At 56.1% G+C, this 12,785-nt stretch carries 11 protein-coding genes; 6 read left to right on the top strand and 5 right to left on the bottom strand.

The window, feature by feature from the left end; genetic code table 11:
* Both AC2FNU_RS20730 and AC2FNU_RS20725 read left to right on the top strand, forming a co-directional pair.
* On the top strand, positions 1–972 hold a 972-nt coding region (locus tag AC2FNU_RS20730), incomplete at its 5' end, for an aminomethyl transferase family protein (protein ID WP_496791934.1).
* The gene (locus tag AC2FNU_RS20725; RefSeq protein WP_496791933.1) at positions 965–1,528 is read left to right on the top strand and encodes a sarcosine oxidase subunit gamma; all 564 of its coding nucleotides are present in this window, start codon (positions 965–967) and stop codon (positions 1,526–1,528) included. The genes AC2FNU_RS20730 and AC2FNU_RS20725, both read left to right, overlap by 8 nt.
* Here AC2FNU_RS20725 and AC2FNU_RS20720 read toward each other — a convergent pair.
* A complete protein-coding gene (locus tag AC2FNU_RS20720; RefSeq protein WP_496791932.1) occupies positions 1,514–1,714 on the bottom strand; it encodes a hypothetical protein in 201 nt (66 codons plus the stop codon). The genes AC2FNU_RS20725 and AC2FNU_RS20720 overlap by 15 nt on opposite strands.
* A 410-nt stretch (positions 1,715–2,124) precedes the next feature.
* On the opposite strand from AC2FNU_RS20720, the gene AC2FNU_RS20715 reads away from it, so the two are divergent.
* Positions 2,125–3,951 (top strand): BCCT family transporter, encoded by a 1,827-nt coding sequence (locus AC2FNU_RS20715; protein ID WP_496791931.1) that lies wholly within the window; start codon positions 2,125–2,127, stop codon positions 3,949–3,951.
* Positions 3,952–4,090: 139 nt separating this feature from the next.
* Here AC2FNU_RS20715 and AC2FNU_RS20710 read toward each other — a convergent pair whose 3' ends face one another.
* The 4 genes from AC2FNU_RS20710 to AC2FNU_RS20695 form a co-directional block, all read right to left on the bottom strand.
* Positions 4,091–4,882, bottom strand: a complete 792-nt coding sequence (locus AC2FNU_RS20710; protein WP_496791930.1) for an FAD binding domain-containing protein — start codon at positions 4,880–4,882, stop codon at positions 4,091–4,093.
* 93 nt (positions 4,883–4,975) lie between these two features.
* Entirely contained in the window at positions 4,976–7,336 is a 2,361-nt protein-coding gene (locus tag AC2FNU_RS20705; protein ID WP_496791929.1) for a xanthine dehydrogenase family protein molybdopterin-binding subunit, read from the bottom strand.
* A gap of 256 nt (positions 7,337–7,592) precedes the next feature.
* The gene (locus AC2FNU_RS20700; RefSeq protein ID WP_496791928.1) at positions 7,593–8,075 is read right to left on the bottom strand and encodes a (2Fe-2S)-binding protein; all 483 of its coding nucleotides are present in this window, start codon (positions 8,073–8,075) and stop codon (positions 7,593–7,595) included.
* 28 nt (positions 8,076–8,103) lie between these two features.
* On the bottom strand, positions 8,104–8,628 hold the full coding sequence (locus AC2FNU_RS20695; protein WP_496791927.1) for an SRPBCC family protein: 525 nt from the start codon (positions 8,626–8,628) through the stop codon (positions 8,104–8,106).
* 230 nt (positions 8,629–8,858) lie between these two features.
* On the opposite strand from AC2FNU_RS20695, the gene AC2FNU_RS20690 reads away from it, so the two are divergent.
* The 3 genes from AC2FNU_RS20690 to AC2FNU_RS20680 form a co-directional block, all read left to right on the top strand.
* Positions 8,859–9,542, top strand: a complete 684-nt coding sequence (locus AC2FNU_RS20690; RefSeq protein ID WP_496791926.1) for a response regulator — start codon at positions 8,859–8,861, stop codon at positions 9,540–9,542.
* Between the two features lie 46 nt (positions 9,543–9,588).
* Positions 9,589–10,758 carry an FIST N-terminal domain-containing protein gene (locus tag AC2FNU_RS20685; RefSeq protein WP_496791925.1) on the top strand — a complete coding sequence of 390 codons (1,170 nt, stop codon included), beginning with the start codon at positions 9,589–9,591 and terminating at the stop codon, positions 10,756–10,758.
* 3 nt (positions 10,759–10,761) lie between these two features.
* On the top strand, positions 10,762–12,785 hold a 2,024-nt coding region (locus AC2FNU_RS20680; RefSeq protein WP_496791924.1), incomplete at its 3' end, for a PAS-domain containing protein.

Below are 12,785 nucleotides of genomic sequence, written 5' to 3'. Positions count from 1 at the left end.
GCTGCGTTCCTGAACAAGGTCTATTGCAACGGTTTTGCCAAGCTGCCGGTGGGCAAAACCCGCTATGGGCTAATGCTGCGAGAAGACGGTCTTGTCATGGATGACGGTACTGCAGCGCGTCTGGCCGAGGATCACTTTGTGGTCACTACAACCACAGCCAACGCGGTGGGCGTCTATCGTCACATGGAATTTGTACATCAATGCCTGTTCCCGGACATGGACGTGCAGCTGATTTCGACCACTGACGCTTGGGCGCAGTTCGCCGTTGCCGGCCCGAAATCCCGTGAACTGTTGCAGCAAGTCGTTGATCGAGAGTTTGACATCAGCAACGAGGCCTTTCCCTTCATGGGGTGCGCCGAAACCACCATTGCAGGCGGCATCCCGGCGCGGTTGTTCCGCATCTCGTTCTCGGGTGAGTTGGCTTTTGAACTTGCAGTGCCCACGCGGTATGGCGATGCGTTGGTCCGGCACCTGATGGAGCTTGGTCAGCCTTTGGGGGTCACCCCATACGGGATGGAAGCGCTGGGTGTGTTGCGGGTTGAGAAAGGTCATGTAACCGGGAATGAGCTTAACGGAACCGTCAGCGCTCATAACTTGGGAATGGGGCGTATGGTTTCGACCAAAAAAGACAGTATCGGCGCGCCGCTCAGTGCACGAGAGGCCCTGGTTGATCCTGAAGGCTTGGCGCTGGTCGGCATCCAGCCCGTTGACACCTCCGATACTGTGCTGGCGGGGTCGCATGTTTTTGCGGAAGGAGCCCCGCATCTGCCGCAGAATGATCAGGGCTATGTTACATCAGCGGCCTATTCCCCACATTTGTCCAGCAGCATAGGACTTGCGTTTGTTCAGCGCGGCGCGCAGCGTCTGGGCGAGACGGTTCAGATCGTGAGCCCGGTGGACAACGCGAACATCAAAGCAACCCTTGTCAGCGCTCACTTCGTTGACCCTGAAGGAGACAGGCTCCGTGCGTGATTTTGTTGCCAAAACCGCCTTGGGCGGTACCGAACCTCGGAAGGACGTAATTGGCGCGCTGACCTTTCAGGAGCGTGACGATACCGCTTTGGCCTCGGTCTCGGCCCGTTTGGGTCAGGAGGAGGCGCTGAAAGCAAAGTTGGAAAGCCTGTGCTCTGTCGCAATCCCCGCGCCTGGATGCAGCGAACAGGGCAATGCCAACAGTTTGCTCTGGCTTGGTGCAGATCAATATTTGTGGGAAGAGGCGTATACCGGTCCATTGGTTTTGGCCCGTCGCCTTGCGGATGAGCTGACAGGCATCGCGTCAGTTACGGATCAGACGGATGCCTTCGTTCGGATTGACGTGTCCGGACAAGGTGTTGTCGACCTGTTCCAACGCCTTACCGTCCTTGATGTTGAGCAGATGTCGACCGGGGCGTTCACCCGTACCGCAATTCACCATGTGGGATGCCTGCTGCGCTGCAATCAGGCGGGGACGGCCTTTTCTGTCTATGCACCGCGCAGCTACGCGGTCTCAGCTCACCATGCGTTGACAGAAGTATCAAAGGGCTTGTGAGGTTAGGGCGCTGGGATCCTGAGGTTTTTCTGGCGCGTATTTCAGCGCGGCACAGCCCGACAAGGAAAAACTCTCCGGGTTGGAGACGCTGAATGTGTCATGTGTCACTAGCTTGCCCGAGGCCAGCATAGGCTGAACAAGACGCGTCCATCCCAGAGCCAGACCGGCGGCTTCGGTCAGTTCCAAACTTTGGTGTGTTCCAATCTCATTTGGTTTCGCTAACACTAAGGTGTGTGAATGTGTTGGTCGCTTCGCTCGGCGTAAGCGTCGGTTTTTTGAATGACCTGTTTCCCTCTCGTTAATAGGGTCTTCCAATCGAAACACGCAAAAACTCTTGCGACTTTGTGCCTTGGTCCGGCGGTTTTTTTGCCTGCCCCCAGTGACCGGAAGTATCGCAAGTGGTGAAAAAAGCGGGAGGGAACCAACGGTACGCCATGCCGGGAGACGTGGTGAAATTACCGTAGCTCAAACCAGAAAGGGCAGAGCCCGTACATGGTGCGGTTGGTGCAACTAAGCGTTTCGCTCTGTGCCCCGCCGCCTCTCAGATCAGTTTCGCACACCAAAAAAAACGGCATATGCAAGGAGGAGCAAGCAACATGTCGATACCTGAACCCTTTACGGACGTTGAGATAGAAACGGCGAATGCCGGTTTCTATGAAAATTACAGCGTCCCGATTGCCCTGCTCAGCAAGGCGATCATGGTCGGCCTGGTTTTGTGGGCCTTGGTTTTCCCTGCTAATGCAAACAGCACTCTGGGCAGTTTGAATGGAAAGCTGCTTGAAATTTTCAACAGCTTCTATGTCGTCATTGTAGGCCTGTTTTTCTTTTTCCTCGCCATCGTCGCAATCATTCCGGCAACGGGGCGTCGGATTATGGGAACGCCAGGTGAAAAACCCGAGTTTTCAAACTTTTCCTGGTTTTCCATGATGTTTGGCGCAGGTCTGGGCGTGGGGCTAATGGTATTTGCCACGGCTGAACCTCTCGGGCTATGGGGGTCGAACCCGGTGGTGGTATCCGGCGCTATCGAAGGAAACTCGCCCGAAGCTCTGCAATCGGCCTACCGCTTCACGTACCTGCACTATGGCTTTCATGCCTGGGCAATCTACGTCGTGACCGGCTTGTCGCTGGCCTATTACGCTTACACCCGTGATATGCCACTGACTATTCGCTCGGCCCTGACCCCGCTGTTTGGTCGTTTCGTCAACGGCTTTTTCGGCCATGTCGTCGATGTTCTGGGCGTTGTTGCAACGATCCTTGGTGTGTCCGTCACCATTGGATACGGCGTCAGCCAATTCATTGACGGTCTGTACGCCATCACTGGTATGGATTGGATCATGGACCTGAGCGGTGAGGTGCCAACCCCCAGCAAAGTGGGACTGATCACAGGGCTTGTCGTGATTATGACACTATCAATCCTGTCTGCTGTGTCGGGCGTTGGTCGAGGCGTCAAATACCTGTCAAACCTGAACCTTGTTCTCTCGGTCATCCTGCTGGGTACGTTCATCGTTTTTGGCTCGTTCGTTTTCGCCATGACCACCTACGGGACAGCGATGGTCGATTACATCCTGCACTTCCTGTCGCTTAGCTTTAACGCGTATGGCCCGCTGTCCGCGGAAGCCTTTGCAGCGGCTTTGCCTGCTGAAGCGCAAGCTCACGCAAACGACCTCATGGGGGGTGCGACCAACGCTTGGGGCAGCTTTGACGGCTTCAAAAGCGGCTTGGAAGGCGCTGCCGCACAGTTGGACGAAGCGACTCTTGCGGCGGCATATGCTGCTGGTGAACAAGGCCGTCAGTTCGGCTGGCAGGCTGGTTGGACCACGTTCTACTGGGCCTGGTGGATCGCGTTCTCGCCCTTTGTGGGTCTGTTCCTTGCGCGCATCTCCAAAGGCCGGTCCGTGCGTGAGTTTATCCTGGGTTGTGTGTTCGCCCCTGCGCTTGTCTGCTTTGCCTGGATGACTGTTCTGGGTGGTACGGCAATTGATCTTGAACTGGCTGGCGCGGCCGAAGGTGCGATCATTGGCGCTTCGAACACCAACAAACTGTTCGTGACGCTGTCTTACATGATCGACGGGGGGCTTCTGTCGATGCTGAACGTGATGTGCGTGATCCTGATCCTGACCTTTCTGGTCACTTCAGCTGACTCAGGCATTTTGGTGATGAACACCATCATGTCCGGTGGCAGCCAGGAAACCGGCGTCAAGCATCGGATTATCTGGGGCGTGATCCTCACAGCTGTGATCGGCGCGCTTATTTTGGCAGCTGGTGCGAACAACCCACTGGACGCATTGCGCAATGCCATGATCATCGGCGCGCTACCGTTTACAATGGTTATGGGTCTGATGTGCCTTGCATTGGGTAAAGCCCTGTTCCGTGACAGCCAGCGTGACAAACACGGATCAGTGAGCACGCAGGCGGCTGAATAGTCACGCCTCTTTCTAAAGATTAGTCAGGCCGTCCAAACGGGCGGCCTGATTTTTTGAAATAACGAAGGCGATAAGTTTTCAGCCTGGCATGAAAAAAGCCCCGGCAGAACCGAGGCCTTTCGGGTTTTGGTACAAAAACTTACATGCAGGCTTCGACCGCGCGTTTGGTCATAACGGACACAAGATGCGCGCGATACGTTTTACTACCGTGCAAGTCCGAGATCATGTTGGCTGGATTGATCCGAAGATCCATCAACGCGTCGGGACGGAATTCCTTGTTCAACGCGTCTTCGGCCTCGGACCAACGGAATACGCCATCCTCACTCGCGCCAGTGACAGCCACCCGCACGCCATCCGCAAACCGGGCAAGGTAAACGCCGACCAACGCGAAGCGTGACGCGGGTTGCAGGAACTTTTGATAGCTTGCAGCCTGTGGCACGGGGAACCGGACCGAGGTGATGATTTCACCTTCTTCAAGTGCGGTGCTGAACATGCCCTCAAAGAACGCGTCCGCCGCAATTTGGCGTGTGTTGGTCACAATGGTTGCCGCAGACCCAAGAACCCCGGCCGGATAACAGGCCGCCGGATCGTTGTTGGCCACCGAGCCGCCGATGGTACCGCGGTTACGCACTGCAGGATCACCGATCTGCCCGGCCAACGCTGCAAGCGCGGGATAAGTCCCCGCAGCCTCGCGCGCCACAGTGGCGTGTGTTGTTGCCCCACCGATCGAGACGGATCCATCATCTTCAACGCAGACGCCCTGCATCTCGGCAATGCCACTTATCGACACCAGCTTGGACGGCGCGGCAAGCCGCTGTTTCAGCGTCGGGATCAGGGTCTGCCCACCTCCCAACGCCTGCGCGTCCTCAGCCCCCAACGCAGCCACGGCGTCGGCAATGGTCGAGGGTTTTTCAAACTCGAAATTGTACATTTCGTTTTCCTTTCCGAAAGGCGCTCTTTGGCCTTCATCTTTTTGGAAATACTCCGGGGAGCGCGAGGGGCTGGCCCCTCGCACCCTAACACCTCAGCTGTTCATCGCCGACCAGACGCGCGACGGGCTCATCGGCATGTCGATGTGATCCACCGCCTTGCCGCCCGAGTTCAACGCATCCAGAACCGCATTGACCACTGCAGGCGGCGAGCCAATTGCACCAGCTTCACCACAACCCTTCACACCAAGTGGATTGTGCGTACAGGGCGTCTGGCTGGAATGGTCGACACCATAAAACGGTACATCATCCGCGCGTGGCATCGCGTAGTCCATGTAAGACGCGCTCAACAATTGGCCGTTCTCGTCATAGGCGCAATTCTCAAGCAGCGCCTGACCGATGCCTTGGCCGATGCCTCCATGCACCTGACCGTCAACAATCATCGGATTGATGATGTTACCGAAGTCGTCGGCTGCCGTGAACTTTTCGATGCTGACCTGACCGGTGTCCGGATCAACTTCGACCTCACAGGCATAAGCACCAGCCGGAAAGGTGAAATTGGCCGGATCATAGAAAGCAGTTTCTTCCAGTCCTGGTTCGACTTCCAGCGGGAAGTTATGCGGGACGTACGCTGTCAGGGTCACGTCACCCCAGGCCACCGATTTGTCGGTGCCAGCCACACTGAATTGACCGTCTTTCAGCTCGATATCGGCCTCGGACGCTTCCAGCAGGTGCGCGGCGATCTTTTTGGCTTTTTCGATCACCTTCTCAGTTGCCTTGACCATGGCTGAGCCGCAGACAGCCAACGAACGTGAACCGTACGTGCCCATGCCAAAAGGAATCTTTGATGTGTCGCCGTGTACGATTTCTACCATCGATTCATCAATGCCGATCATGTCGGCCACAACCTGCGGGAAGGCCGTCTCGTGCCCTTGTCCGTGGCTATGTGCACCGACCATGACGCTGATTGAGCCTGTGGCGTTCACGCGAACGGTGGCTGCATCATAAAGACCCGCACGGGCCCCTAGCATCCCAACAATGTTGGATGGGGCAATGCCACACGCTTCGATGTAGCAGTTGATGCCCAAGCCGCGCAGCTTGCCGTTGGCTTCGCTTTGCGAGCGACGCGCGGCAAATCCTGACAGATCAGCGGCGGCTTCAAGCTTGTCCATCGTTCCGTTGTAGTCCCCGGTGTCATAGGTCAGCGCCACAGGCGTGTCATAGGGGAACTGAGTGATGAAGTTCTGCCGGCGCAGCGCTATTGGGGCGACGCCCAACTCTCGCGCGGCCTTATCCACTACGCGCTCCAACTGGAACGTCGCTTCGGGGCGACCTGCACCACGATAGGCATCCACGGGCACTGTGTTGGTGAACATTGCTTTCACATTCACCTGAATGACCGGCGTCTTGTAGTTGCCCGCCATCAGCGTCCCATGCAGCCAGGTGGGAACCGAGCTGGAGAAGGTCGACAGATACGCACCCAAATTGGCAAAGGTGTTGGTACGCAGACCGATGAAATTGTTATCTGCATCCAGCGCCAGTTCGATAGTGCTGACATGGTCACGGCCATGGGCGTCCGACATGAACGCTTCGGACCGGCTGGAGGTCCATTTGACCGGACGACCACAGGCCTTGGCAGCAAAAGTGCAGAACGCTTCTTCCGCATAATGGAAGATTTTGGTGCCAAACCCACCGCCCACATCTGGGGCCACAACGCGCACTTTGTGTTCGGGCAAGCCCAGAACAAAAGCGCACATCAACAAGCGGATCACATGCGGGTTTTGCGACGTGGTATAAAGCGTATACTCGTCCGTTCCACGCTTGTATTCACCGACGGCGACACGCGGTTCCATCGGGTTGGCGACCAGACGGTTGTTGACCAGATCCAGCGTCGTCACATGCGCGGCATTGGCAAAGACTTCGTCGACCTTGGCATCGTCAGTTTCACCCAACTGCCAATCGTAGCAGATGTTGTTTTTCAGATCGTCATGAACCAGCGTCGCGCCATCCTGCGCAGCGGCCTTCATGTCGATCACAGCGGGCAGTTCTTCGATGTCCAGATCGATAGCTTCGGCAGCGTCGCGCGCCTGCTCAAGGCTGTCGGCCACAACTGCGGCGATCGGATCGCCCACATGGCGCACTTTGCCTTGTGCCAGAATGGGGTGCGGAGGCTCTTGCATGGGTGCGCCGTGCTTGTCGGTCACTTCCCAACCGCAGGGCATCCCACCAACGCCTTCGAAATCCTTGCCGGTGAATACCTTGACCACACCGGGCATGGCTTCGGCGGCAGAGGTGTCTATTGATTTGATCCGACCATGCGCAATGTCGGACCGCAGGAAATGTACATAGGCTTGACCATGCACGTTGATATCGTCGGTATAGTTACCTGCTCCGGTCAGAAAGCGCACGTCCTCACGCCGCTTGGAACTGGCTCCGATGCCACTGTCTTTGGGCATTGCTTGTTCTCCTCCCTTAAAACTTGAACGGCGGAGGTGTCAGTCACTCCCGCCACTTCTGACCGTGCTTTTTCTTGCCGACTGAGCGACAAGGAGAGCCAAGGTCAAAACGATCAACTTGCCCAAAAGCAACCAAGATTGCAGGTGATGTGGAACTGGATCTATCCACACCACAACCAAGGTCCAACCCCGCATAAACAGTACACTAATCACTGCGATAGCGACGTAAGGGAAGATGATCTTCATTCGCTTCATGTTATTCGGCGGCGATGCTGGAAACGTCCTGACCGGATGCGGCCATGATCGCTTTGACAATGTTATGGTAGCCGGTGCAGCGGCACAGGTTGCCTTCCAGATATTTCCGGATTTCAGCCTCGGTGGGACGCGGATTGTCCTTCAGCAGCGCCGCCGCGCTCATCACCATCCCCGGAGTGCAGAACCCGCACTGAAGACCATGATGGTCCTGAAACGCCTGCTGGATCACATTCAACGATCCATCCGCATTGGCCTGACCTTCGATCGTGCCCACGTCGGCCCCGTCGGCTTCAGCCGCCAGCATGTTGCAAGACTTCACGGCCTCGCCGTTCACATGCACCACGCAGGCGCCGCATTGCGCGGTGTCACAACCCACATGTGTTCCGGTCAAAGACAGATGCTCGCGCAGAAAACCGGACAGCAAAGTCCGCCCTTCGACTTCTCCGCTTACGGCTTTGCCGTTCACGGTCATTGAAATCTTCATGAATTTCTCCTCCCTGAATTCCTTGGGTTCAATCGCCCAACACGCGTTTGAACCAGCCTTTCTTTTCTTCCTTTTCCTCACCGTCATCCGAAGTTTCCACCTCGGGCGTTGGTTGAGGTTCGACTGCGTTCTGAAAATTCTCAAAGAACTGGTCAGCCAGTTTTCTGGCAACGCCGTCGATGACCCGTCCTCCCAACTGGGCCAGCTTTCCGCCAACACGCGCGTCGACATTGTATGTCAGCAAAGTACCTTCGGGGGCGTCTGCCAGACTGACCTCTGCAGACCCTTTGGCGAACCCTGCCGCTCCGCCCTTACCTTCACCCGAGAGCTTCACGCTTTCAAGCGCCACGAGATCAGAAAGGGTAACGGCCCCTTTGAAGGTCGCTTTAACAGGTCCCACTTTCTGCACGACTGTCGCTTCGAAACCTTCTTCAACCGAGCCTGTCATTTCCTGACACCCTGGCACACAGTCCTTCAGAACGTCTGCCGACAAAAGCGCATCCCAGACCTTGGATCGTGGCGCGGCTATGACACGGCTGTCACTGAGTTCCATTTAACGTCTCCGAACTTTTTGTGTTACGCTACGCGGTGTTGGCTGCCCTGACTATAAGACCTTGGGCGTAGTCACGGCTGTGCGCGGGGGCAATGTTGACCACTCTGACGCCCCATTGCGCCGTAGGCAACGCATTTGTCATCTACGACCTTCGCCCAGTAGGGGTGGTTTTCATTGAGTGTTAGGATTGTTTAGGCTGGAGCCAACCCGATTACAAAAGGCGATACCAAATGCTTGCCGATTCCGCCCGCCGGGCAGATTTCAAGAACGTACTGATTATTGATGACCATCCCCTGTTCTGCGACGCGCTTTCGATGACGTTGCAAACTGTTGCGCAGATCGGCGACATCCACACAGCAGACAGGCTGGAAGGGGCCATGGACCTACTGGCGCAGGGGTTGAAGCCGGATGCCGTCATGCTTGACCTTAACCTGCCGGACGTGGATGGGCTGGACGGGCTGGTCCGCCTGAAGGCGGCCGCGAGTGTTCCCGTTATTGTCGTTTCTTCGCTGACGGACAGCCGGGTCGTCAGTCAGGTGATACAGGCCGGGGCGTCCGGCTATGTGCCCAAACACAGTCAACGCGATGTGTTCCGCACCGCAATCGAGACCGTGCAATCCGGCAACATCTTTGTGCCCGAAGGTTGCGTGCTGATCGAAACGGAAGACGACGATGAACACAGCGATGCGGTCAACCGGCTGGCGACGCTGACAAATCAGCAATCGCGTATTCTGCAACTGATCTGCGAAGGTAAGCTGAACAAGCAAATCGCTTATGACCTATCGATCGCGGAAACCACGGTTAAGGCACATGTGACTGCTATTATGCGGAAATTGGGTGTGCAGAGCCGCACTCAGGCGGTTCTGATTGCCAAGAAAGCGTCCTTTGCCAGTGTCTTGCAAGAGCAGGGCTAAGCGTCATAGTCTCGGCCCATCGTCGCGCTTTGAGGGAGGAGGCACGATGGACCAAGCTTTCGGGCGGGCAGAAGCCCCGGCCCGTGCGCCAGGCATCGTCAGAACGGCTTTCGTCCAACACGACAGCACTCAGGCAGTCACAACGCTTGAACGTAATCTGGGTGGCGGGCCTTTTGCGCTCGTCATTCTTTTCGTGAGCTCAAATGCGGATGCGTCTGCCGTCATATCAGAGGCTGAGGAAGTTTTTGCCCCAACACCCGTCGTGGGTTGCACCACCGCCGGAGAGCTGGCCGATGATGGCTATAGTGAAGGCAAGATCGTCGCAATTGCCATGCCAAAGAGCCACTTTGAAACCCGCACGGTCCTGGTTCCCGACCTGGACAATTTCGATGCAGAGAACATCATCAACAAGATGATCAACAACCGTCATTCCATGATGGAGTCCTCGCCCGACTGGCCCCATGAGTTCACATTCCTGATGATTGACGGATTGTCGACCAAAGAGGATGCACTGACTTCTGAGCTTGCCGTTGGCTTGGGGCCTGTGCCTCTGTTTGGTGGTTCAGCCGGTGATGGCACGCGTTTCGGGCAAACTTACGTGCTGCATGAGGGCCGCGCGCGCAGCAATGCTGCGATTCTAACCCAGGTCCGCACGCGCTGTCCGATCAGGGTGTTCAAAACCGATCACCTTGTTCCAGCCCAGCGGCGTATGGTGGTAACCAAAGCGGATCCGGCCAAGCGGATTGTGCAAGAGATCAACGCAGAACCAGCCGCGCGCGAATATGCACGCATACTAGGGAAAGACCCAGAGCAACTGACAACCTTTACTTTTGCCGCCCATCCTGTGGTCGTACAAATCGGTGGCCAGCACCATGTACGCGCAATTCAGCAGGTGGCTGGTAATGGGGATTTGGTATTTTTCTCGGCCATCGATGAAGGTCTCGTTCTGACGCTGGCAGAGCCACGGGACATGGTTGAACATCTGGAGGAGGAAATCGGGGCACTTTCCGAAAGGCGACAACCCGACACGATCCTGGGCTGTGACTGTATCCTGCGCCGATTGGAAGCGCAGGAAAAACAGAAAACGCGAGACATCTCGGACATTCTGGCGCGCAATCATGTGTTTGGGTTCTCGACCTATGGCGAACAATACAATTCGATCCACGTAAACCAGACACTTACAGGCGTCGCGATCTATCCGCCCGAGAATGAGTAGCCCATGATCGAGCATCTCACGGATCCCTCAGATTCCATAGAACGTCAGAACGAGAAGCTGCGCAAAATCGTCGAGGCGTTGATGCGGCGCGTCGAAGAGTCCACCGATGCGTCCGGGGCCGCTTATGCGCAGTTCCAACGCGCCGCCGTTCTGGAACAAGAGGTCCGCGCCCGAACAGACGATCTTGAGCGCGCGCTTGAACTGTTGAACGACTCCAACGCGAGGTTGGCGCAAGCCAACAAGGAAACCGAGGCTGCGCGGGCCGACCTCGCCAATGCAATCGAAACGGTGCAGGAAGGGTTTGCCCTTTTCAATCGGGATGAGCAGCTGGTGCTTTGCAACAGCCGTTTCGGGTCGCATATGCCTGACATTCAAAAGCAGCTGAACCCGGGGCTCGGCTTTGCTGACTATGTCCAGTTGTTAAGTCAGTCCAAATTTTTGTCGTTGCCGGATGGGGTTACCCCAGATGATTGGGGTCAAGCCCGTTTGGACCGACACAGCGAAGATCATGTGGTCTTCAACGTCCGATTGGTTGGCAATCGCTGGGTGCAGGTGTCCGAACACCGCACCCCGGATGGTGGCACTGTGATCCTGCAAACCGATGTGACCGACATTATGCGCATCGAACGGCAGGAGAGGGACCGGATTCTGGATGACAAGGCCAGGCTGATCCGGGCTACTTTGGAGCACATCGAGCAGGGCGTTTGCATTTTTGACAACAAACACCGCCTGATCGGCTGGAACAATCGTGCCAGCGAGTTGCTGGCCATTCCAATCACCCAGTTTCAGATGGGAACACGTTTTGACACGCTGTCTCAACGCCTTAGCGCAAACATTTCGTTTCAAAAGGGAATAAATGAACAGGATTTGCTGAATTGGGTTCGCCGAAGAGCTTCACGACGCCCCCTGCAGTTTCAGATGCATCGGGGACGTTCCAAAATCCTGTCTGTTTTTGCTCAGGAAATGCCGGACCGAGGATTTGTGATCTCGTTCACCGACGTGACGGCGGAACGAAAATCAGCGGAAGCGCTTTATGAGGCAAAGGAACTGCTGGAACAGCGCGTGGCGTCGCGCACGATGGAGCTCGCTGATGCACTAAACGAAGCAGAACGAGCAAACGCTTCAAAGTCGCGATTTGTGGCGGCCGCCAGCCACGATTTACTGCAACCTTTGTCAGCAGCAAAACTCTACGTTGCTTCACTGGGCAGTGGATTGAACCAAGCGGATGCTCAGACGGTTGCCGCAAAAGCAGAAAGCGCGTTGAACAGCGTGGAACACATTCTCGAGGCTTTGCTGGATATCTCGAAACTGGATTCGGGACGGGCCCGTGTTCATCTGTCGCCTGTTTCACTGGGGCAGATGTTGTCTCAGATCGAAGATGCCTTTCGCCCGATTGCGCAGGCCAAGGGGTTGGATTTGCGTTTTGTAGACACAAGCGCCGTTGTTACCAGCGATGCCAGCTATTTGCGACGCATTCTGCAAAACCTGTTGTCGAATGCGATCCGTTATACAGAAACGGGAAAGGTACTGGTCGGCGTCAGGCGGCGCAAAAAAACTGTGTCCCTTGAAGTTTGGGATACTGGTATTGGAATCGCGCCCGATCACAGAGACACCGTTTTTCAGGAATTCCAGCGTTTACATTCAGATGCCAGTGCGGCGGAAGGTATGGGGTTGGGTCTTGCGATTGTCGAAAGGGCCTGCGGTTTGTTGCATCACCCGATCAACTTGCGGTCAGAGGTTGGGAAAGGCACGGGTTTTTCGGTTGAAATCCCATTGGCAAAAACAAAACCGGCGGTGGCGCGCATTCCATCTGCCCGCCAAACATCAAACCCCAGGTTGCCTTGCAACACCGTTACTTTGTTGATTGAAAATGACGAGAACTTGCGCAGTGCATTGCGTATGACCATCGAGTCCTGGGGCGTCGAGGTTCTGGAAGCCGAAAGTGGTGAGGGTGCAGTCCAACTTTTGCACGAAATAGGCATCCTGCCCGATGTCATTGTCGCAGACTATCAGTTGAACAACGATGA

The organism is Ruegeria sp. BHSB064, assembly GCF_059613205.1.
Note: the sequence above shows the minus strand (reverse complement) of the source record. Positions and strands in the feature narration are given on the sequence as shown.